General features: G+C 72.4%; 16 protein-coding genes. 6 read left to right on the top strand and 10 right to left on the bottom strand.

The features are described from left to right. Positions 1–460 precede the first annotated feature (460 nt). Positions 461–2506, top strand: coding sequence for an elongation factor G (fusA, locus tag ABT340_RS31095; protein ID WP_352014421.1), 2046 nt, complete (start codon positions 461–463; stop codon positions 2504–2506). Between the two features lie 406 nt (positions 2507–2912). Further along, positions 2913–5804, top strand: coding sequence for a DUF6493 family protein (locus tag ABT340_RS31100; protein ID WP_352014422.1), 2892 nt, complete (start codon positions 2913–2915; stop codon positions 5802–5804). Positions 5805–5950: 146 nt separating this feature from the next. On the opposite strand, the gene ABT340_RS31105 is transcribed toward ABT340_RS31100, so the two are convergent. Then, positions 5951–7192 carry an MFS transporter gene (locus ABT340_RS31105; RefSeq protein WP_352014423.1) on the bottom strand — a complete coding sequence of 414 codons (1242 nt, stop codon included), beginning with the start codon at positions 7190–7192 and terminating at the stop codon, positions 5951–5953. Further along, entirely contained in the window at positions 7189–7668 is a 480-nt protein-coding gene (locus ABT340_RS31110; RefSeq protein ID WP_352014424.1) for a GNAT family N-acetyltransferase, read from the bottom strand. The genes ABT340_RS31105 and ABT340_RS31110 overlap by 4 nt, the downstream gene beginning before the upstream one ends. Positions 7669–7694: 26 nt before the next feature. Between ABT340_RS31110 and ABT340_RS31115 the strand changes: the two genes are divergently transcribed. Continuing rightward, complete coding sequence (locus ABT340_RS31115; RefSeq protein WP_352014425.1) at positions 7695–8360, top strand: CGNR zinc finger domain-containing protein; 666 nt, start codon at positions 7695–7697, stop codon at positions 8358–8360. Here ABT340_RS31115 and ABT340_RS31120 read toward each other — a convergent pair. The 7 genes from ABT340_RS31120 to ABT340_RS31150 all read right to left on the bottom strand — a co-directional run bounded on the left by ABT340_RS31120 (position 8321) and on the right by ABT340_RS31150 (position 16943). Further along, positions 8321–9187, bottom strand: a complete 867-nt coding sequence (locus ABT340_RS31120; protein ID WP_352014426.1) for a ParB/RepB/Spo0J family partition protein — start codon at positions 9185–9187, stop codon at positions 8321–8323. The two genes, ABT340_RS31115 and ABT340_RS31120, sit on opposite strands and share 40 nt — an antisense overlap. Before the next feature lie 1075 nt (positions 9188–10262). Further along, entirely contained in the window at positions 10263–12920 is a 2658-nt protein-coding gene (locus ABT340_RS31125) for a fumarate reductase/succinate dehydrogenase flavoprotein subunit (RefSeq protein WP_352014427.1), read from the bottom strand. Then, positions 12920–13657, bottom strand: coding sequence for an ABC transporter ATP-binding protein (locus tag ABT340_RS31130; RefSeq protein WP_352014428.1), 738 nt, complete (start codon positions 13655–13657; stop codon positions 12920–12922). Before ABT340_RS31130 ends, ABT340_RS31125 begins: the two co-directional genes overlap by 1 nt. Continuing rightward, the gene (locus ABT340_RS31135; RefSeq protein WP_352014429.1) at positions 13654–14511 is read right to left on the bottom strand and encodes an ABC transporter permease; all 858 of its coding nucleotides are present in this window, start codon (positions 14509–14511) and stop codon (positions 13654–13656) included. Before ABT340_RS31135 ends, ABT340_RS31130 begins: the two co-directional genes overlap by 4 nt. After that, positions 14508–15953 (bottom strand): ABC transporter substrate-binding protein, encoded by a 1446-nt coding sequence (locus tag ABT340_RS31140; protein WP_352014430.1) that lies wholly within the window; start codon positions 15951–15953, stop codon positions 14508–14510. Before ABT340_RS31140 ends, ABT340_RS31135 begins: the two co-directional genes overlap by 4 nt. 16 nt (positions 15954–15969) lie before the next feature. Further along, complete coding sequence (locus ABT340_RS31145) at positions 15970–16197, bottom strand: 4Fe-4S dicluster domain-containing protein (protein WP_352014431.1); 228 nt, start codon at positions 16195–16197, stop codon at positions 15970–15972. Next, positions 16188–16943: a GntR family transcriptional regulator gene (locus tag ABT340_RS31150; protein ID WP_352014432.1), complete on the bottom strand. Its 756-nt coding sequence runs from the start codon at positions 16941–16943 to the stop codon at positions 16188–16190. The genes ABT340_RS31145 and ABT340_RS31150 overlap by 10 nt, the downstream gene beginning before the upstream one ends. Positions 16944–17107: 164 nt before the next feature. Between ABT340_RS31150 and ABT340_RS31155 the strand changes: the two genes are divergently transcribed. Then, complete coding sequence (locus ABT340_RS31155) at positions 17108–17983, top strand: class II glutamine amidotransferase (RefSeq protein WP_352014433.1); 876 nt, start codon at positions 17108–17110, stop codon at positions 17981–17983. Positions 17984–17987: 4 nt separating this feature from the next. Here the strand turns inward: ABT340_RS31155 and ABT340_RS31160 are convergent, their stop codons facing one another. Next, a complete protein-coding gene (locus ABT340_RS31160) occupies positions 17988–19223 on the bottom strand; it encodes a beta-ketoacyl-[acyl-carrier-protein] synthase family protein (protein ID WP_352014434.1) in 1236 nt (411 codons plus the stop codon). A gap of 59 nt (positions 19224–19282) precedes the next feature. Here ABT340_RS31160 and ABT340_RS31165 point away from each other — a divergent pair, with 59 nt between their 5' ends. Beyond that, positions 19283–19864 carry a TetR/AcrR family transcriptional regulator C-terminal domain-containing protein gene (locus tag ABT340_RS31165; protein WP_352014435.1) on the top strand — a complete coding sequence of 194 codons (582 nt, stop codon included), beginning with the start codon at positions 19283–19285 and terminating at the stop codon, positions 19862–19864. Positions 19865–20236: 372 nt separating this feature from the next. Then, positions 20237–22477: an NACHT domain-containing protein gene (locus ABT340_RS31170; protein ID WP_352014436.1), complete on the top strand. Its 2241-nt coding sequence runs from the start codon at positions 20237–20239 to the stop codon at positions 22475–22477. Positions 22478–22491 lie beyond the last annotated feature (14 nt).

A 22491-nucleotide genomic window follows, 5' to 3' on the forward strand; every position in this document is an offset into this window, starting at 1 on the left:
CACCGCCTACGAAGCTGGGCTGGTACGGCCCGGCTGGAGGGTTTGACGGCATCCGTCGGGGACACTCCCCGAGCGCATCGCCGGACGCGGGACCGGGATGCTCTACGCCCTACTAGGAAAAACCGGTTTTCCGTCTGAACCGGCTTCAATACACTCGCCACGAACGGCGCACCGGGCGTTGTGACGAGAGAGGGGCCAGTCGTGCGACACAGCACCGCTGCGATCGTCCCCCCGTCACGACACGAGGTGATCCTGGTGTCTTCGTCGTCCCGGTGTCCGCTGCGCGGCTGACACCGGATGACCTCCTGACGACCATCTGATCCCTGTCCGGCGCCGAAGTCGCCGGCCGGGTCTCTCCCGATGCGGTCACCCCGCACGAGGACTCTCCATGGCCCGGTCCCGGGCCGTTTCGTCAGGCGATCGCGCTGTCCTGTCCGGACCCCGAGAAGGGCCGTAGGCCGTGCGTACCGACCAGTTGAACAACGTCCGCAACCTGGGCATCCTCGCCCACGTCGACGCCGGGAAGACCACCGTCACCGAACGGATCCTGTACGTCACCGGCACCACCCACAAACGTGGCGAGGTGCACGACGGGACGACCGTCACCGACTTCGACCCCCAGGAGCGCGATCGCGGGATCACCATCTTCGCCGCGGCGGTGAGCTGCGTCTGGGACGGTCACCGGATCAACCTGCTCGACACCCCGGGCCACGTCGACTTCTCCGACGAGGTGGAGCGCTCGCTGCGGGTGCTCGACGGCGCGATCGCGGTCTTCGACGGCGTCGCGGGAGTCGAACCGCAGAGCGAGGCGGTGTGGCGGCGGGCCGACCGGCACGGGGTGCCGCGGATCGCCTTCGTCAACAAGCTGGACCGCGCCGGGGCCGACCTCGACACGGCCGTCGAGTCGATCCGCGCCCGGCTGCACGGGACCCCGCTGGTGGTCCAGCTGCCGATCGGGCGGGAGGACACCTTCACCGGGGTGGTGGACCTGCCGCGGATGCGGGCGTTGCTCTGGGACGACGACGGCGCGTTCACGGAGGGTCCGGTGCCGGAACCCCTGCTGGAGGAGGCGCTCCGGCGTCGCCGGCTGCTGGAGGAGACGGTGGCCGAACTGCATCCCGTGGCGCTGGAGGAGTTCTGCGCGGAGTCGGCGGTCTCCGCGCGGACCCTCACCACCGTGCTGCGCGACCTGACCCGTACCGGTGAGGGCGTCGTGGTGGTGTGCGGATCGGCCTACCGCGACCGGGGGATCGAGCCGCTGCTGGACGCCGCCGTGGCCTACCTGCCCTCCCCGCTGGACGTGCCCGCGGTACGCGGCGTCCAGGACGGCTCGCCGCAGGAGCGCGCCGCCGACCCGGCGGCGCCGTTCTCCGCTCTGGTGTTCAAGGTGAACGCGACCGCCACCGGGCGGCTGACGTATGTGCGTGTGTACTCGGGAACGGTACGGAAGGGGGACACGGTGCTGGACGCGGGAACGGGACGCACCGAGCGGATCGGCCGGATCCTGCGGGTGCGGGCCGACCGGCACACCGAGGTGGACCGGGCGGTGGCCGGGGACATCGTCGCGGTGGTCGGGTTGAAGACGTCCCGCACCGGGACCACCCTGTGCGCGCCCTCGGCTCCGTTGCTCCTCGAACCGCCGGCCGCGACCGACCCGGTGGTCTCCGTCGCGGTCGAGGCGCGCGGGGGCGGCGACGCCGACCGGTTGGCGACGGCTCTGGCGCGGCTGGTCGAGGAGGATCCCTCGCTGACCGTCAGGACCGACGCCGAGACCGGTCAGACGGTGCTCTCCGGGATGGGCGAGCTGCACCTGGAGGTCGCGGTCGAGAAGATCCGTCGCGCCAACGGGCTGGAGGTCGGTGTGGGCCGGCCGCAGGTCGCCCACCGGGAGACGGTCGCCTCGGGGGTGTCCGGGCTGCTGTACCGGCACGTCAAGCAGGACGGGGGCGCCGGTCAGTTCGCCCACGTCGTCCTCGACGTGGGTCCCCTGGAGGCCGGTTTCGAGTTCCACTCGACCGTCACCGGTGGACGGGTTCCCCGGGAGTACGTCCGGGCGGTGGAGGCCGGTTGCCGGGACGCCCTGGCAGACGGCCCTCTCGGCGGTCATCCGGTGACGGGTCTGCGGGTCACGCTGACCGACGGGGCCACCCACCCCAAGGACTCCTCCGAGCTCGCGTTCCGGGCGGCCGGGCGGCTCGCGCTGCGGGAGGCCCTGCGCGCCTGCCGGATGGTGCTGCTGGAACCGGTGGTCGAGGTCACGGTCGTCGTGCCCGGTGAAACCGCGGGCGGGGTGCTCGGCGACCTGGCGGCACGGCGTGGCCGGATCCTGGACACGAGCGCGAGGACGGACACGGTGGTGATCACCGCGACCGTTCCGCTGGCCGAGGTGTTCGGATACGCGACCCGGCTGCGCGGCCGGACCCGGGGCCGGGGGACCTTCACCACCCGGACCGCGGGCTACGCCCCGGTGCCGGGCGTGGCCTCCGCCGGGGAACCGTCCCGATAGGACCTGACAACGGCCCCGCCCGCGTCCGCGCGGGTGGGGCCCAGGCGTCCCGTTCGGCGTCGTAACCCGCGTGCGCGGGAGGACCCCGCGGGTGTCCCAGGAGGCCGGGCCGCACGACGCCTCACCCGCGTGCGCGCAGAAGGGCCCTTGGGGGGACGGCTTCCACGTGTGCATACGTTTTGTCGGTGACGATCCCTAATGTCCCGCGCATGACAAGTGCGACGTGGGCGTACGGCTACGCCGCGCCTCCCAAGCCGGTTGAGGGTCGTCCGGAACGGCCGGCCTCCGGCTGCGTCGTGTCGAGCGCGTGGGAGACCGAACCGCCGGGAACGCGCCGCACGCCGACTCGCCGACATGGTTTCTCCGGGTGTGCGCGGACCACCAGGATCGTCGTGGAGGGGGCCCGGTGACCGCCTGGCAGGAGGTACGCGACCTCGTCGTCGCGCGCAGGGTCAAGGCGCTGACGGACCGCGTGGCCGTACTGACCGAGGCCGAGCGGGTCGAAGTGGCTCGTCGGCTGCCGGAGCTCCTGGCGGAGCTGCGGGAGAACGCCGAGCGGAAGACCCGTGAGGACTGGCGGGCCCGCCTCCTGGCCGACTACGGCGCGGAGGACGACTGGCCCTCCTGGTTGCGGTCCTCCGCGCAGACGGCCGCCCGTTCGGCGGGGCGCGACGGGCTCGCCGAGTTCGGGACGCCGCTGCGGATCGTCGGCGCGGGCACGATCTCGGGCCCCGCCGCGGCGGTCGCCTGGCTGGCCCGCCGCGAGTTCGCCCCTCGATGGGCGGCGGCGCCGCCCCCGGCAGAGCTGGTCCGCACGCTGGCCACCCGTCCCGCTGCCTGGCAGGCCGACGTGGCGGTCCGGCTCGCCAGGAAGATTCGTACGGCGGACGACCACGTCATCCCGCTGGCGCTGGCGCTGCTGCGGACGTGTGGCGTCGAGCCGCCCAGGCACGACCCGCTCGTGCTCGCCTGGCTCTCCGCCGGGACGGTTGAGGACGACCCGCTGACGGACACGCTGCTTCCCCGGATCTTCGAGGCGGAGGGAGTGGGCCGCGCCCTGCGAGAGGAGCGGCTGACCCCCGCCCCCACCCTGTGGCTCGCCCGGATCCAGTGGTTCCTCAAGGCCGGGAAGGTCTCACGTGAGGAGTTCCTCGACGGCTGTCTGAGCCGTTTCCTGCGGGGTGGCGACGCCGTTGACCTGCGGTTCTTCGTACGGTTGCACGAACTCCTCGCGCCGGAGCCGCACGAGGCCGCCGCCCGGGCGCGTGACTACCTGCGGCTGTTGCCCACCGCTCCCAGCGCGGTCGCCACGCTGGCGCTCGCTCAGGTCCGCCGTACCGGCCCGCACGACGCGGTCGACGTCGCCGAGGCGATCGACGCGCTGGTCTTCCGGCCCGAGGTGAAGCTGGCCGACGCGGGCCTGCGCTGGCTCGACGAGGAGGTACGGCGGGCGCCCGCGCTGGCCGGGGAGACGGCGTCGGCGCTGGCCACGGCGTTCGCGCACACCTCCTACCAGGTGCAGCGGCGCGCGGCCCGGATCGCCGTCAAGCGCGCCGCCGCGTTCGGGGCCGGGGCCGCGACGATCACCGACGCCGTTCCGTCGCTGCCCACCGACCTCGGCGCGCAGGTGGCGGCGGTTTTCGGTGGCGAGATCGCGGGGGCGGAGACGCCCGAGGCGTTCGCCCCCGCGGCGTTGCCCGTCGTCGAGGAGCCCGGCCCCTTCCCCGCCCCCTCGCTGGACGACCCCCACGGCGGCTGGGTGGAGTGCGAGCGGTGGCTGGCCGCCTTCGTCAGGCAGGCCGGGGGTGACCGTACGGCCCTGCGCGAGCGGCTGGCGGCCTTCTCCCGCCTGGACGACGGGACGGGACCGTGGCTCGACGCCTCCTCCTGGATCACCGCCCTCGCCAGGGAGGTCGTCGCCTCCGGGAGCGACCCCGGGGTGCCGGAGGCCGCACCGGTCGATCCCCTGGCCGGTACGGGCTTCTCGGTGACGCACGCCGCCGCCGACGAGGACGAGTTCCTGCCCAGGGACTGGCGGGATGAGATCTTCCGCCGGGTCGCGGAGCTCGGGATCTTCGCGCAGAGGCTGCTCATGCCTTCGCCGGACCGGGCCGAACCGCGCTTCGGCCTGAGCCTTCTCCCAGCGAAGTACCGTACGCGGAACCGGTTGCCCGACCCCCGGAACGTCTCGGGGCCGCACATGTTCCTGCTGCGCCGGTTCGCTGAGCTGTACGACGCGCTGCGGAAGGGCGCGCTGCCGCCCGTTCTGCTGGCGACGCCCACGTCGATGACCGGGCATCTCGCACCCGACGTGCTGGTCGAACGGCTGGAGGTCTGCGCGGCGGCGGGGGTCGAACCGCTGCCCGCCGACCTGTGGCAGGCGTTGCTGCGGCTGCCGAGGGGGCGCCACGCCGAGGCGGCGGAGCGTGCCGCGCGGGTCGGGTCGCGGGCGGCGGAGGCCGTCGCCGCCTGGTTGGCCGGGGGCGGCCTGCCCGACCCCGAGACGGGCGTGAAGTGGGGATACGTCAGGAACGCGCGTGAGCGCGTCTTCGACGACGACGAGCTGACGCGCTCCCCGAACATCCGGCTGATACCGGTGCTGCGCGCCGAGCCGACCGGGCACGACCTCGTCGACGAACTGCTCGGCGAGCCGTCGCGGTGGTACCGGGAGGGGCACGGCCAGGCCATGGAGTGGTGGCCCGCGATCCTGCCGTCGCACCGGGAGGTCGTCGCCGTCAACTACCTGCCCCACCTGCTCTACCAGTGGGACCGTCCGGGGGTGTACCCGCCGCATCTCGTGGCCCTGACCCAGGCGGACGGCCCCGCCGGGGAGGCGACCGCGCTCGTCCTGGCCTACTTCCTGGCCGCCGAACGCCCGGAGGCCGTACAGGCGTTGCTGCGGATGGCGGCCAGGGGGGATCTGCCCGGTGCGGCGGTCGGCCGTCAGCTGGCGTATCTGATCCGCCGCGCCTGGTTCGAGATCCGTCCGGTGCTGGCCGCCCTCACCGAGGCCGTCCACCAGGGCGCGCACAGGCAGGTCTGGGAGATCCTCAGGACCATGACGCCGATGCTGTTGCCGGGCAAGGGGGAACGGCCGACCGTCGTCCACTCCGAGCTGGTGGCCCTCACCGCCGACGTGGCGTCCTGGACCGGGGCCAAGGGTGAGATCCCGGAGGTCTCGTCCCACGCGGCGCGGGGCGGCAGGAGCCGTTTCGTCCGTGAGTGCACCCGGCTGCGCGACCTGCTGGCCCCCGAGAAGGCCGGGAAGACCGAGAAGGCCGGGCAAGGGGCCGGCTGATGTACGGAGGTCGCGCCCGGCGTCGCCGTCGCCGAGTCGGTCCCGGCCATGCGCCTGGAACGCGTGCGGCGACGCGTCGGGCCTCCTCGCTCCGGCATGCGCTCACCACCGGCCGGATCCGCCGGTTCCGGCCGCCAGAAAGACCGTCAGTGACCCGAGACCTCGTTCGTGTCCTGCTCTCGTACGGCTTCCGCCGGGCCGTACCGTCGGGGCCGGTGGCGTCCGGAGGCCGTGGCCGGCAGGGTGACGGCGGTCAGCGCGGACAGCAGCAGCCAGGGCGCCGTGAAGCCGCCGGTCAGGTCCTTGACCAGGCCGAGGGCGGGCGGCGCCAGGACGACGGCGACCTGGTTGGCGGCCATGGCCGCGCCGAGGACGAAGCCCGTCCTGCCCGGGGGAGCCGCTTCGGCCACGTGGGCGACCCATGGGCCGTACCAGCCGATTCCGAAGAAGCCGAGCCAGACGAACACCAGGCAGGCCGCCACGGGCGAACGCCCCACCGGGGTGGCCAGCGCCGACATCCCCACGGTCACGGCGGCCACGCAGGTCAGGACGCAGGTGTGACGTCCGGATCGGCCTCGGTCGCTCCAGGCCGCCAGGCAGACGCGACCGGCGACCCCCGCACCCTGGACCGCCACCAGGACCAGGGCCGCCGGGCCCGCTTCGAGGGCCGTCACCTCGTGGAGGTACAGCGCGGTCAGGACGCCGATCCCGCTGTGCACCGAGACCAGGCTCATCCCGGAAACAACGGTCCTCACCATGGCCGGTTCGCGGAGCGCCCGTGACCGCGATCCGAGCGAGCCGCCCGGAGGACCGGGGAGGGGCCGCGCGGGCGGCCTGCGGTAGAGGGCCACGAAGGCGACGGCGCCCAGCAGCGCGACGAGCGCACCGGCCGTGAGAGCCGCCCGCAGACCGAGTTCGGCGGCGAGGGCGGGCAGCGTGGCCGCGGCGAGCACACCGCCCAGCGGCAGGCCCGCCTGGCGGATTCCCATCGCCAGCCCCCGCTGGGACGTGTCGAACCAGGACGCCACCGACTTGCTGCCACCGGGCTGGACGGTGCTGTATCCGGCGCCGACGACCAGCAGGACGAGGAGCAGGGACTCATACGTCCGCGTCGTGCCACCCACCCCCAGGCTCACGGCGACGACGCAGGCGCCCACCCCGACGACCCAGCGCTCGTCGTGGCGGTCCAGCAGCTCCCCGGCGACCAGCAGCCCGACCAGGGGGGCCAGTTGCGCCGCCGAGAGCAGCAGGCCGAGCTGGGCCGTGCTCAGGCCGAGGTCGCGTTGCAGGTGGACGCCCATCGCCCCGATGCCCTGCACGAAGAATCCTGAGGCGGCCTGGGTGAAGGTGGCGACGCCGAGGACGACCCACCGGTACCGCTCCCTCACGGGCGCCAGCACAGCGCGGGGTCGGGATGGTCGAAGAAGCCGAGTTCCCGGTAGAGCGGCTCGCCCTCGCGGGAGCCGTACAGGTCGACCCGGACGGCGTCGCTCTCCCTGAACCAGTCGAGCAGGCCCCGCATGATCGCGCGGCTGTGGCCACGTCGGCGATACGCCGGATCGGTGACGACGCCGATCACGTGTCCGATGCGGCCGTTGCGCGAGTGCGGGCCGGGAAACCACTGCTCGACGGTGCCGATGCCGCAGGCGGCGAGGCCTTCGTGGCCGTCCACGACGAGGACGCGCGCGTCGTCCCGCGTCAGTTTCTCCTTCAGGACCGCGGCGAGGGCCGTCCGCCATTCGTCGCCCGCCGACGAGGGGTTGAAGAAGTCTCCGCCGAGGTCCCCGAACAGCAGCGCCCGCAGGCGGACGAGTTCGGCGATGTCGTCCTGGGACGCCTGGCGCACGCCGGTGTGATGTGTCATACGGACAAGGGTGATGTAATGGTCTTATGCACCTCAACCCTTACGGCGGAGACGCCGTGAACCTCGCCGCGGATCTGGCCAACCGGCGCCCGGCGACCGCCGAGGAGCTCGCGGACCGCTGCGAGGCCGCCGGACTCGTACTGGAACATCCGGTCACACCGCAGGACGTGGACCGCGTCCACGCCGTACTCGACGCGTGGGAGAAGGTCGTCGACGCCGACGACGAGCACGAACGCGCCGAACTGGTCAACCGCATGCTGGCCGGGTCCGCCGCCTACCCACGGCTGACCGACCACGCGGGCAGCGGCTGGCACCTGCACTACCGCGACGACCAGCGGTCGCTCGGCGCCGTGCTGTTCGCGCTCATCTCCGTGGGCACCGCGCTGCATCTGGTCGGGCGGGGAATGCACCGGCTCCGGCGGTGCGCCGTGGCCGAGTGCGCCACGGTCTTCGCCGACACCTCCCGTACCGGGCGGCAGCGTTACTGCTCCCAGCGGTGCGCCAACCGTGACGCGGTTCGCCGGCACCGCGCGGGCCGCGCCGCCGAGAGCACCACCGAAGGCACCGTTGGGGGCACAACCGAGGGCGCCGTCCTACGGGAGCCCGTACGCGTCCCCCTCGACCGGCACGCCCAGGACCGGCGGGAGTCCGGTCAGCTTTCCCGGGGTCTGGGCCGCACCGTCCGCCGCTGAAGGTTCTCGGCGAACCTCTCCCACACGGCGGCGTTCTCCATGGCCACCTGGCAGACCAGGCCGACGCAGTACTCCGGGACGACGCCGACCAGCCACTCCGAGGACTGGGCGAGCGCGGCGTTGGCGCTGAGCAGGCGGAGGAGGTGCCGGCCGCGTTCCGCGGACCGGAGGGAGGGGTCCTTCATCAGGATGTTCAGGGGCGACCTCCGGCGCTGGTCGCGCCCGGGTTCGGACGCCGAAGGCCGGCGCGACCCGGGCGGCGTCCTCTCCGGCGCCCGCGGGCGCAGCGCCCTCGGCAGGGGATCCTCCCCGCGTCGCAGCCGGTCGCGGACGTCCCGCACCGTGCCCGGTGAGATCCCCACCTGCTGCGCGATCCTCCGCAGGGAGGCCTGCGGCTCCTTGACGATCAGTTCGGCGGCGCGCATCCGGCCGGCGGAGCCGTCCAGCGGGCGTGTCCGGCCGTCACGCCCCAGCCGGGCCTTCGGCTGCGCGTCCTGCGGGAGTACGGTGCGGCGGATGTCCGCCACCTTCCGCGCGGACAGGCCTGAGATCCTGGCTATCGCCCTGTCCGACCAGTGCGGGTGCGAGCGGAGGATACGGGCCGCCGCCGCGACGCGGTCCCCCGTGGAGAGCGGGAGGCCGTGGGCCGTGTTCTCCTTGACGGCCACCACGAAGGCGTCGTGTTCGTCGCCTTCGAAGAACCGCACACGAATGGTCTCCTCACCGCGTACGACCGCCGCCTGTAGCCGGTGCATCCCGTCGATGACCCGCATGGTCTCCCGGTGCACGATCACCGGAGGCAACGTGTCCTCCGTACCGGAGAGCATGCGTATGTGCTGGGCGTTCTCCCCGAGGCGCCGTGGGGAGTCAGCGGGAAGCAGCGAACCGACGGGGACCGTCTCAACCGCGGAAAGCTCGGGCTGATAGCCCTCTCTCGTGTGGGCGCCGTCTGACGACGACGTCTCTCCGGCCTGAACAGCCAATTCTCTTCTCCCTCGGCGAAGGGTGCCCTTTCTCCGTTCCTGGACCAGGTCGTCCGACACGCCGATCACGCGTTCCGGTGTCGCGCGCTCCGAAAGAAGGAATGCCCCACCACCGCTTTACCGATATCTCGTTTCCGCGGGCGTCACGGCCGATAAATCGCCGACGGCCGCACTCTTCTCATGGAATACCGCCACAGAGGCGCCGACCGGTCGACGGAGACGGCGACCCGGCCCCGTCAGCGGCACACCCCGGAAACCTCCGGCACGACGGGCGGAGGAAGAACACGTTCTGAACGAATATCGACACGACCGTTAACGCCCCGCCCGGAGCCCGTTTCGGCCCGACACGGACCGTTCCCTCTTTCAGCGCCCCAGGGCTGCGAAAGACGACCCCCCACTCCCCGAGACATGAAGACCACACGGGCCGACCGGAACAGATTGACCTGGTAAAACATTCACCCTGTTGATATCGCAAAACAATATGTCACCCTCAAGAGTGACTGTCAACTATTGTCAGACAGGTAATCGCGACCTCTGCCGCTTCGATCCTCCCGTCAACCGCTTATTCACACGGACGGTGGCGACGATGCTCCCGCCCCCTCCGTGAAAGGGACTTCTGTCCCGTTCGCGAATCGACACGACGCCCGGCCGGGAAAATACCGCCCACTCCCCGCCCTGTTGACACCCGAACAATGCCGCACGACCCGAAGAGACCACGGTCGTACGGCACCCACCACCTCCGGAAATGCCGAGAAGTTCTATGCGCTGAGAACGCCTCACATTTCACCGGTCCGACCGTCGTCGAAACCCGGTGAATTCCCCGCGTGGACCCCGGGTCCCAGATCCCCGCTCCGTCCGTGAGACAGCCGGAGCACCCCGTCCGGGCCCTTCGCCGAGGGCCCGGAGAGCGGTCAGGCGGTCAGGCGGGCAGGGCCCGGCGGGCGTAGGCGCGGACGTCGGCGTCCGGGTCGGACAGTACGGCCCGCAGCGCCTCGGTCACCTCCGGCCGCGCGCTCCAGGGGGTCAGCGCGAGGACGACGGCCTTGCGCACGTCGAGATTGGGGTCGGTCGCGGCCTCGGTGAGGAGGGGCACCGCGACCTCGGGGTCGGACGCGCCCAGGCAGCGGACCGCCCCCACCCGCACCTGCCAGGCCGCGTCCCCCAGCCCCCGTACGGCCGCCGCCGTCAGGGGGGAGCCGGTGGCGCCGGACGATTCGAGGGCGGCGGCCCTGACGAGCGGGTCGGGGTCGTCGGCGAGCGTCTCCAGGGCGGCGGACGGTTCGCCGACGGTGCCCAGGCCGACGGCCACCCGGACACGGACCTCCCGGGAGGCGTCTCCGGCCGCCTCGGCCACCAGGCCGGACGCGTCGAGGGAGACCAGGCCGCGGATCGCCTCGATGCGCACCCGGTGGTCGGCGTCCCGGATGCCGGCCGCGAAGACCTCGGCGTCCCCCAGCCGCAGGGCGCGCAGCACGTCCAGCGCGCTCGCCCTGACCACGGCGTCCTGGCTGTCCGTCCGGGCGGTCAGGCCCGCGCCGAGCGCGGCGTCGGCGGGCAGCACCTCGACGAGTTCCCGCAGGCCGTTGGCGGCGGCCCGCCGTACCATGCCGTGGTCGTCGGCCAGGGCGGCGACCAGCGCCTGACCGGCGCCGTCGGGCACGGTCTCGGTGAGCACCGCGATGGCCGCCCGGCGCACCTTGGGGTCGGGGTCGGCGAGGTAGGGGGTGAGCCGTTCGACCGGTGGCTGTTCCTCGGCGAGCCGGTGCAGTTCCAGGATGCGGGGCGAGCGGCCGACGGCGGTCCCGGCCGAGCGGGTCTCCACGGCCGTGCGCACCGGGGCGCTGGTGTGGGCGCCGATGAGCACGGGCTCGGCCTGGACCGGCTGGAACTCCTCGACGGGCACGATGTACGGCTCGACGGGACGCTTGACGAACTCCATGGCGCCGTCGGACCGGCGGCGCAGGTTCAGGTGGAACAGCCAGCCCTCGTCGTCGCGTTCCGGCAGGTCGGCGCGGTCGTGGTAGAGGCCCCAGCGGCTCTCGGTGCGCACCAGGGAGGAACGGGCGGCCATCTCGGCGCAGTCGCGGATGAAGTCCACCTCGACGCAGCGCATCAGTTCGTGCGGGGTGTGCGCGCCCATCGCGGCGATCTCCTGGCGCATCCGCTCGAAGGACTCAAGCGCGATCTCCAGCTTGGCGCCGGTCTTGGGCGGGGCGACGTAGTCGTTGACGAAGCGGCGCAGCTTGTACTCCACCTGCGGCTGCGGCGGCCCCTCGGGGTTGCGCAGCGGCCGGTAGACGAGTTCGTGCGCGGCGGCGACCTGGTCCTCGGGGAGCGTCGCGGGGACCCGGTGGCCGGCGGCGGCGTGCGCCCCGGCGAGGTCGCCGAAGACGAAGGCGCCGATCATGTAGTTGTGCGGGACGCACGCCAGGTCTCCGGCGGCGTACAGGCCGGGGACGGTGGTGGCGCCGTTCTCGTCCACCCAGACGCCGGAGGCGGAGTGGCCGCCGCACAGGCCGATCTCGGAGATGTGCATCTCCACGTCGTGGGTGCGGTAGTCGTGGCCCCGCCCGGCGTGGAAGGTGCCCCGGGTCGGTCGTTCCGTCGAGTGCAGGATGGTCTCCAGGGCCGAGACGCTCTCTTCGGGCAGGTGGGTGAGTTTGAGGTAGATGGGGCCGCGGGCGGAGTCGATCTCGGAGGCGACCTCGGCCATCATCTGCCCCGACCAGTAGTCGGAGTCGACGAACCGGTCGCCCTTCCCGTTCACCTGGTACCCGCCGAACGGGTTGGCCACATACGCGCAGGCGGGGCCGTTGTAGTCCTTGATCAACGGGTTGATCTGGAAGCACTCGATGCCGCTCAGCTCGGCCCCGGCGTGGTAGGCCATGGCGTAGCCGTCCCCGGCGTTGGCCGGGTTCTCGTAGGTGCCGTAGAGGTAGCCGCTGGCGGGCAGGCCGAGCCGCCCGCAGGCGCCGGTGGCCAGGATGACCGCCCCGGCCCGTACGACGACGAACCTCCCGCTGCGGGTGTCGAACCCGGCGACGCCGACCGCCCTGCCACCCTCGGTCAGGACGCGCACCGGCATGACCCGGTTCTCGATCCTGACCCTCTCCCTGATGTCGCGGCGGCGCAGCACCCGGTAGAGGACCTTCTTGACGTCCTTGCCCTCGGGCATGGGCAGCACGTAGCTGCCCGAGCGGTGCACCCGGCGGACGGCGTAGTCGCCGTACTCGTCCTTCTCGAACTTCACGCCGTAGCCTTCGAGCCTGCGGACCATGTCGTGGCCACGGGTCGCGGTCTGGTGGACGGTCCGCTGGTTGACGATGCCGTCGTTGGCCCTGGTGATCTCGGCGACGTAGTCCTCGGGGGTGGCCTTGCCGGGGATGACGGCGTTGTTGACCCCGTCCATGCCCATGGCCAGGGCGCCGCTGTGCCGTACGTGGGCCTTCTCCAGCAGCAGCACCCGGGCGCCGCGCTCGGCCGCGGTGATCGCGGCCATCGTGCCCGCGGTGCCGCCGCCGACGACGAGCACCTCGCACACCAGTTCGAGACGGTCCGTGACCGGGGGAATCTCCACTACAGCTCCTTCAGGATGCGTTCGCGCAGGGCCGCCCTGGGCCCGCCCCGCGTCTCCAGGACGGTCTTGACCCCGGTACGGCCGAGCACCGCGACGCGGTCGGCCAGCAGCAGCGCCTCGTCCACGTCGTGGGTGACGAAGACGACCGTCGCCGAGGTGTCGCGCAGCACGTCCAGCAGCAGGCGTTGCATGTCGGCCCTGGTCTGGGCGTCCAGGGCGCCGAAGGGTTCGTCCATCAGCACCGCGCGCGGCGCGCCGACCAGGGCGCGGGCCAGCTGCACCCGCTGACGCATGCCGCCGGACAGCTCCCTGGGCAGCCGCTGCGCGGCCTCGGCCAGGCCGACCCGTTCGATCCACTCGGTGGCGGCCCGCGCCCGCTCCCGCCGGGGGACTCCCCTGATGGCCAGCGGCAGTTCGACGTTGCGCCGTACGGTGCGCCACGGCAGCAGGCCGTCGTCCTGGAAGACCATGGCACGCTCGGCGCCGGGGCCGGTGACCGGTTCGTCCCCGGCCAGGACACGTCCCTCCCAGGCGGGCAGCAGCCCCGCAAGGGCCCGCAGCAGCGTGGACTTGCCCGAACCCGAGGCCCCGACGACCACCATGACCTCGCCGGGCGCGACGTCGAGGGCGACGTCGCGCAGCACGGCCGTCCCGCCGTAGCCGAACCCGGCCCCGTCGAGCCGGAACGAAAGCCCGGTACGGCCCGCGCCCACGGTGATCCCGCTGGTGAGTGTCACGTCCCGCTCCCTTCCCCACGCGGCAGCCAGCGGGTGACGCGTCTGCCGACCAGTTCGACGACGGATGAGGTCAGCCAGCCCAGGGCGCCGATGGTGACCATCCCGACGATCACCCCGGGGTAGTCGACGATCGTGTAGGCGTGCCAGGTCCGGTAGCCGACCCCGAACTCACCGGAGATCATCTCCGCGGAGATCACGCAGATCCACGCCACCCCCATGCCGACCGAGAGGCCGCCGAAGACGCCGGGCAGGGTGCCGGGCAGCACGACGTTCCACAGCACGTGGCGACGGCTCCCGCCGAGCGTCCTGACCGCGTCCTCCCACAGCGTGGGCAGCGCCCGTACGGCGTGCCGGGTGCTGACCATGACGGGGAAGAAGGCGGCGGTGAAGGTGATGAACACGATGCCCTGCTCGTCGGTGGGGAACAGCAGGATCGCGATGGGCACCAGGGCGATGGCGGGGATGGGCCGTACGGCCTCAAGGAGCGGCAGCAGCACGTCGCCCGCGCGGCGGGAGCGGGCGATCAGCACGCCGACGGTGATCCCGGCGACGGCGGCCAGCGCGAAGCCGGTGAGGATGCGGATGAGGCTCTGCAGCAGGTCGAGGTAGTACAGCCGGGTCGTGAGCTGGGTGGCGAAGCGCGCGGCGACCTCACCGGGTCCCGGCAGCCGGTCGAACCTCAGCCACAGGCGGGCGTCGGTCGCGGTGAGCGCCTGCCAGAGCCCGGCCGCCACCAGCAGGCAGCCGATCCTGGTCGCCCACCGCACGGCCGGGTGGCCCTGGGGACGCCCGCGCCGTACGGCGGGGCGGGTCACCGGGCGGTCCTGGACGCTCTGACGCGCGGGGCCGGTCACCGGGACGCCCTGAGGACGGTCTTGAGGGCGTCGTCGTAGGTGACGGCCTCGGTGCCGGGGTGGGCGTCGCGGTAGGCCCTGGCGCCGTCCTCGGTGGTGAAGGGCAGGAACTCGGCGTTCCTCCCGCCGTCGGGGTCCCTGACCCAGACGGCCCGGTCGGCGAACCAGCGGGTCCCGGTGGCCGTGTCGGGGACGTAGGCGGCCCGGACCTTCGCGGTGCCCGCCCCAGCGATCTGCCGCAGCAGGCAGGTGGGCGTCGCGGCGGGCCGGGTGGTGTCCTGGCCGGACAGCCACAGCTCGGAGGCGGTCGCCGGGTCCTTGACGGGGACGTCGCAGACGGGGTCGGTGCCGGTGATCGCGGCGGGGTTGACGGTCGAGGCGAGGTCGGTCTCGTAGGCCGGGCCGTACGCCCTGCGGAGGTAGGTGTCGTTGACGAACGTCGTGACGTCCACCCCGGAGAAGCCGTCGCCGATGCGTCTGAGGTAGGGCACGTCGTGCTCGTGGGCGGCCCTGAGTCGCGGCTTCAGGGTGGCGTCGAAGGTGGAGATGCCGTTGGGGCCGTTGTAGAGGTAGACGACCTCGGGGGGAAGTCCCGTCTGGCCGGCCACGGTCAGCGCGGCCTGGAGCGGGTGTTCGTGCAGGTAGCGGGTGGCGTCGAGCTGCGCCTTGAGGAAGGCGTCCACGACCTCGGGGTGCTCCTTGGCGTAGGCCTGGCGCAGCACGACGCCGTGGAAGGTCGGCACGTCCAGGGCTGCGCCGTCGTAGAGCAGGCGCGCCTTGTCCTGGAAGACCAGCAGGCCGGGCCAGGCGACGAACTGGGCGTAGCCCTGGACTCCGCCTGACTCCAGCGCCGAGGCGCCGACCGGGGGTTGCTGGTTGACGGTCTCCACGCCGGTCGCCGGGTCGATGCCCGCCTTCTCCAGCGCCTGGACCAGGGTGCCGTGCCCGGCGGAGCCGACGCTCGCGGAGATCTTCCTTCCCTTGAGGTCGGCCAGCGTCCTGGCGGGCGAGTCCTTGGCGACGACGACCATGTTGAGCGCGCCGCGCAGGTTGTAGCCGGTGATGGAGACCAGTTCGGTGCGGGCCGAGGGGGTCTGCTGGGTGCGGGAGGCGTTGATCAGCAACGGGTAGTCGCCCATCGAGCCGATGTCGATCTTCCCGGCCACCATCTTGGCGGTGATCGGGGCGCCGGTGTCGTGGTCCTGCCACTCGACGGTGTAACGGTCGCCGAGCCTCTTCTCCAGGTAGCCGAGCGAGCGCAGCAGCGTCCCGGCGGTCACGGTGTTGATCGTCTTCGACTGGTAGCCGACGACGAGGTGGATCTTCCCGTCCCCGGAGAAGCCGGAGGAGCCGGAGCCGTCGGAGCCACCGGCACCGGCGACCGAGCAGCCGGAGAGCAGGAGCGTCAGGGCGGCCAGCGCCGCCGTACGGAGAGGTCTCATCTGACGGTCAGGTCCTTCAGCGCAGCAGGTAGGGGATGTTGATGGTGACCGCGTCCACGGGACAGCGGGCGGCGCAGGGGCCGCAGTACCAGCACTCGTCGACGTACATGTAGGCCTTGCCGGTCTCGTCGCTGATGGCGAGGGAGTCCAGCGGGCAGGCCTCGACGCAGAGCGTGCAGCCGTCGATGCACAGGGATTCGTCGATGGTCACCGGGACCTCGACGCGCTGGTTGATCAGGGGCATGTGTCCTCCTCCCGGCCGCGGTGCAGGTGGCCGCGCATGGTCAGGCGGTCCCCGCGGAAGCGGACGTACTCCAGGTCGACGGGGCGTCCGTCCGACAGGTGGGTGAGCCGCTCGATCATGAGCAGGGCGGCTCCGCGTGGGGCGTCGAGCACGGCGGCGGTGTGGGCGTCGGCGTTGACGGCCTCCATGGTCAGCTCCGCCGTACCGAGGGGCTGGCCGGTGACGCGTTCGAGCAGCACGAAGATGTCGTTGCCTTCGAGGTCGGCGTCGAACAGCGGTTCGCCGACGTCGCGGACGAGGTAGGTCAGGTCGAGGGAGAGCGGCAGGCCGTTGAGGCTGCGCAGCCGTTCGAGGTAGACGACCTGCTCCCCGGCGGCGAGGCCGAGCCTGCGTCCGACGGCGGCGGGCGGGGCGATGAGGCTCATCGTGCGGACCTCGTTGGTGACCCGGCCGTGCTCGTGGAGGGTCTCGGCGAGGCCGAGGAGCCGGTGCAGGTCGTGGGGGTACTTCTCGGCGGCGACCGTGGTGCCGACGCCGGGGCAGCGTTCGACGAGCCCCTCACCGCGCAGCAGGTCCAGGGCCTCGCGGATGGCGTTGCGCGAGGTCCCGAACTCGCGGGCGAGCGCGGCTTCGAGCGGGAGCCGCCCGGCGCCGTACCCGCCGTGCACGATCTCCCGCCGCAGCAGGTCGGCCACCTGTCTGGCCCGGTCGGCCCTGCTCCGGGACGCCACCGTTGCCGCTCTCACGCGGCCGTCGGACTGTCTCACAGGAAAAGCCTATTAAATGAGTAGGGAAAATGGCATAACGGTCGGATTGCGCCACCCAGGGCACTTCCCCACCTGGACTTTCACCGCCGACCGGGCAAGATCTGCCACGCCCGGGGAAGGTCTCCTGAGAGAAGGGGGGCGGGATGTGCCGTCTGTTCGGGATGACCAGCGCGCCGCAACGGGCCCGCGCCACGTTCTGGCTGCTCGACGCCCCCGACAGCCTCAGCGTCCAGGGGCACCGCGACCCCGACGGCACCGGTCTCGGCTACTTCGAGGAGGACGGCGAGCCGCAGGTGCGCAAGGAGCCCGTCGCCGCCTACGCCGACCGGCGCTTCGCCGAGGAGGCCAGGACCGTGCGCTCGGCCACCTTCGTGGCCCACATCAGGTTCGCCTCGACCGGCGGTCTCGACGTCCGCAACACCCACCCCTTCGAGCAGGACGGACGGCTGTTCGCGCACAACGGGGTCGTCGAGGGCCTCGACCTGCTCGACGAGCACCTCGGCGACGCGCGCTCACTGGTCAAGGGGGAGACCGACTCGGAACGGGTGTTCGCCCTGGTCACCAAGGAGATCAGGGCGAACGGCGGGGACGTGGCCGCCGGGCTCGGCCGGGCCGTGCGGTGGATCGCCGGACACCTGCCGCTGTACGCGCTCAACCTCGTCCTCGCCACCCCCGGCGGGCTGTGGGCGCTGCGCTACCCGGACACCCACGAGTTGTACGTGCTCGAACGCGCCCCCGGCGGCAGGCACGGCGACCGGCACCTCGACCACACGGGAACCGGCGGACGCATCCGGGTGCACTCCGGCGACCTGTCGCGGGCGCCCGCGCTCGTCGTGGCCAGCGAGCGGATGGACGACAACCCCGGCTGGCGGCTGATGGAGCCCGGCGAACTCCTGCACAACGGCCCCGATCTGGGCCTCGTCCGTACGGCGCTGCTGACCGATCCCCCGGCGCACCCGCTGACCCTGGCCGACCTGCGCCCCGACGCCGCCGCCTCCCAGCGCGCCGGGGTCCGCTGACCGGTCAGGGAGCGGTGAAGAGCAGGGAGACGTTCTGGCCGCCGAACCCGAAGGAGTTGCACACCGCCGCGCCGAGGTGCTGCTTGCGGGGCTCACCGCTGACGACCTCAAGCTCGACCTCGGGGTCCTTGCTGTCGAGGTTGAGGGTGGGTGGGATGACGCTGTTGGCGACCGACAGCAGGGTGACGATGGCCTCGACCGCACCGGCCGCGCCGACGAGGTGGCCGAGGCTGGACTTGGGCGCGGTGAGGACGACGTCGTTCCCGAGCGCCCGCTGGATCGCGGCCGCCTCGCCCACGTCTCCCACGACGGTGGACGTCGCGTGGCAGTTGACGTGGTCGACGTCCTCCGGCCGGAGCCCGGCGGAGGAGACGGCCCTGAGGATCGCCTGGGTCTGGCCCGCGCCCGTCGGGTCGGGGCCGGTGATGTGATGGGCGTCCGAGGTGATGCCGAAGCCCGCCAACCGGCCGATCGGGCGGGCGCCCCGCGCGGCCGCGAAGTCCGCCCGCTCCAGGACCATGACACCGGCGCCCTCGCCGAGCACGAAGCCGTCACGGTCGACGTCGAACGGCCGTGAGGCGCGCTCGGGGGCGTCGTTGCGCTTCGACAGCGTGCGAACCTGGGCGAAACCGGCGATGGTCAACGGCGTGATGGCGGCCTCCGTACCACCGGCGATGACGACGTCGGCCTCGCCGGACCGGATGAGCCTGGCGGCGAACGCGAGGGCCTCGGCACCCGACGCGCACGCGGAGACGGGTGTGTACACGCCGGCTCTGGCGCCGTACTCCAGGCTGATCCAGGCGGCCGGGCCGTTCGGCATCAGCATGGGGACGGCGAGCGGGGCGATCCGCTGGGGCCCCTTCTCCTCTATCAGGTCGTCCTGCTCCAGGAGGGTGCCGATGCCCGCGATGCCGGTGCCGACCACCACCGCGAGACGGTCGGGATCGACCTCGGGCATGGCGGCGTCGGCCCAGGCCTGCCGCGCGGCGACGAGTACGGCCTGCTGGCAGCGGTCCATCCGCCGGGCCGTGACGCGGGGCAGCACCTCGTCGGGGGAGACGGCCATCGGGGCGGCGATCCGCACCGGCAGGTCGTCGGCGTGGGCGAAGGGCGCCACGAGGTCGTCGATCCGCCGGATGCCGGAGCGCCCGGCGAGGAGCCCCTCCCACAGTGAGTCGACGTCCCCACCGAGAGGCGTGGTCGCCCCGAGACCGGTGACGACGACGTCCTGAACGCTCATGCTGATCCCCTCGATGTTCCGGCTTGCTCCGGCATAGTTGTATCGCATACAAATACAGCATGCCCACGAGCGACCCTCCCCGGAGCCGGGGCCGCCGCACCCGCGCGCAGCTTCTCGACCAGGCCGTGGCGCTCTTCGCCGAGCACCCCTTCGGCTCGGTGAGCGTGGCCGAGATCGCGGCGGCGGCCGGCGCGCACCCGAACCAGATCACCTACTACTTCGGGTCCAAGGACGCCCTGTTCGTCCACGCGGCGTTCCTGATGCTGCTCCGCGACGCCGAACGGCTGGAGCCGGTCGGGCACCGGCAGCGCACGCCCAGGGCGTTCCGTGAGGCGATGGCCCGCACCGCGCTGGCGCTGCCCGCCGTACCGGTCGCCGTGCAGGCGATGTCGACGACGCGGCTCAGGCCCGAGCTGCGGCCGGTGGCGCAGCACAACCTCACCCTGCTGTTCCGGCTGGCGGAGCGCTATCTCACCGTGGTGCTCGACCGCCACGGCTGGGTCGTCGACCGTCCCGCCGCCGTCGAGGCGCGCACCTTCTGGAGCGCCGTCCTCGGGGCCCGGCTGATCTCGGAGTCCGGTTTCGGCGGTCGCTCAAGCGACATCGACCTCGCCGGGGTTCTGACGGTCCACGAGAAGTAGAAGTCCCACCATTCCCACAAAACCCGATATTTCCGGATTATCGGGAAAAATGACACTCGCCGGAGCGGGTGCCTCGAATCCCCGGACGTGGAAACCCGCACAGGCCCGGCGACACCGCGGAAAGACACCCACCCCGCCCGCCGACCAGGCGAAATCCCCACCACGCCCGGGAAGGCCGCCACAAATCCACGACCGGCCAGGACAGAACGGGAAAAACTCCTTGAATCAGGGTTGGCCACCTGATTCCATTAGCGGCAGATTCCGTACGGGGCCGGCCAAGGAGTGGGAATGGTCCCCAAAAGGCGATCGTGGGCCAGAAGGATCTTCATAGCGGTCTTCTCCCTGGTGTGCGGGTCCGCCGTCCTCATCTCAGTGTTGATCTTCTTCGTCAGGCAGGACCAGGCGGCCGGGTGGGGCGCCGTCCTGGGAGTGCTCACGGCGGCGGCCGGCCTGCTCCTGTCCCAGCTTGAACGCTTCTTCGGGCCTCGGGCCGGTGGCTCCTCGCCGAAGTCCGAGGCGGACGCGCTGCTCAAGGTCGCCGACCAGCTGGCCGTGGCGGTGCGTGAGCAGTGGGAGGCGGAGGCGGCACTGCGCAGGCTCAACGACCCCTGGCCGCTGAACGTCAGCTGGACCAAGGAGGAGGAGCTCACCGACCCCATCTACGCGCTGCCCGCCGCCAGGGCCGGGGACGCGCGGGCTGCCCGTGCCGCCCGTGCCGACGTGCCCCTGGACGGCGACCTCGCCCAGGTCGCCGACTTCTTCGAGAGCCTGCCCGGCGGGCGGCTGGTGATCCTCGGGCCGCTCGGCTCCGGCAAGTCGGTCCTGGCCCTGACCCTCCTGCTCGAACTGCTGGAACGCCGCGTGCCCGGGCGGCCCGTCCCGGTCCTGATCCCGCTGAACAGGTGGAACCCGGCCGAGATCCCGCTGGAGGAGTGGCTGGCCGACCAGCTGGCGACGAACTACCAGCTCGGCTCACCCCGGCACCGGGACGCGCGGGAGCTCGCCAGGCGCCTGTTGCACGACAACCTGGTCCTGCCGATCCTGGACGGCCTGGACGAACTCGCCGAACCCACCCGGCCCCAGGCGATCACCGACGTCAACGGCTGGCTGGGACGGGACCGTCAGATCGTCCTGACGAGCAGGACGAACGAGTACCGCGCCGCCGTACTGGCCGGCGACGCCGTCACCCGTGGGGCGGCCGTCGTGCTGCAGCCCCTCGGCTGCGCGAGGGTCGAGGAGTACCTCAGGGGGGCGACGGCCAGGCCCCGCGTGCGCCGCTGGGACCCGGTGTTCGCCGAGATGCGGGACAACCCCGACGGGCCGGTCGCCACGGCGCTGCGCACGCCGCTCATGGTGACGCTGGCGCGCGCGATCTACGGTGACCGGCCGGGGGACGCGGCGGTCCTGCTCCAGCCGCGTCTCGCCACGGCCGGCCTGGTCGAGGAGCACCTGCTCGGCGAGCTCGTCCGGGCCGCCTACCCCGACGAACGGCGTGGCCCGCAGGCCGGCGACGTCCAGGTCTGGCTGACCTTCCTGGCCCGCAACCTGAGCGGCAGGGACCGGCCGGACATCGCGTGGTGGCACCTGGAGACCGCGGCCCCCGCGGCCGTCGTGCACGCCCCGGCCGCCGTCGTCGGGGCGTGTGTCGTGGGCTTCGTCTTCGGCCCCGTCGCCGCCGTCGTCTTCGCCGTCGCCGTGCTCCTCCTGGCGGGCGACCGCCGTACCGAACGGTGGAGCCTTGAGGGGATCCTGAAGGGGCCGATGAACGCCTGGCTGCGCGGGCTGCGGGAGTCCGGGGCGCGGGGCGGCCTCCTCACCCCCCTCATCGGCCTGAACGAGAAGACGCCCCTCGAACGGAGGCTGGCGCTGGGCGCGGGCCGCGTCCTGGGCATGGTGACGGGGCTGGTCCAGGGGTTCGTGGTCTACCAGACGGGCGGCCTGTACCGGGCGGTCGCCGAGGGGGTCGGCCTCGGCCTCGCGGTCGGCCTCGCCGACGGATACCTGACCATCTCGACCCGGTCCGAGCCGAGCGAGGTCAGGTTCGCCTCCCGCCGGGGAGCCGTGGCGTTCGTCCGCCACGTCGCCATCGGGTGTGTCACCGGCGTCGGGGTCGGGGTGACGGCCTGGGCGATCTCGGCGTCGTGGTTCGGCGTGCTCGTCGGCATCCTGGTCGGCCTCGCGTTCGGGGTGATCGACGGGCTGAACATCTGGCTGGACGTGTCGACCGACGTCACCCTCGCGCTGAGCCCGCGCTCGACCCGGCGCGCCGAACGGCTCGCGGCCCTCGCCCGCAGCCTCACGCTGTTCACCACGATCGGCGTCACCACGGGCATCGCCTACACGTTCGCCTACGGCGTCCGGGCTGCCGTGCTCCCGGCGACGGTCTTCGGGCTCGGGTACGCGCTCGCCGACCACCTCATGGGGCTGACGACGTCGGTGTGGGGCCGCTACGCGGTGGCGAAGGCGTGGCTCGCCCTGCTGGGCAGGGTGCCGTGGCGGTTCATGGACTTCCTGGACGACACCCACCGGCGCGGCCTCCTGCGCCGGGTGGGCGCCGTCTACCAGTTCCGCCATGTGAGGTTCCAGGAGTACCTCCTGACGTGGCACAACTAGAGACGGGTGAGACG

Source organism: Streptosporangium sp. NPDC000239 (assembly GCF_040300765.1).
Lineage (GTDB): Bacteria > Actinomycetota > Actinomycetes > Streptosporangiales > Streptosporangiaceae > Streptosporangium.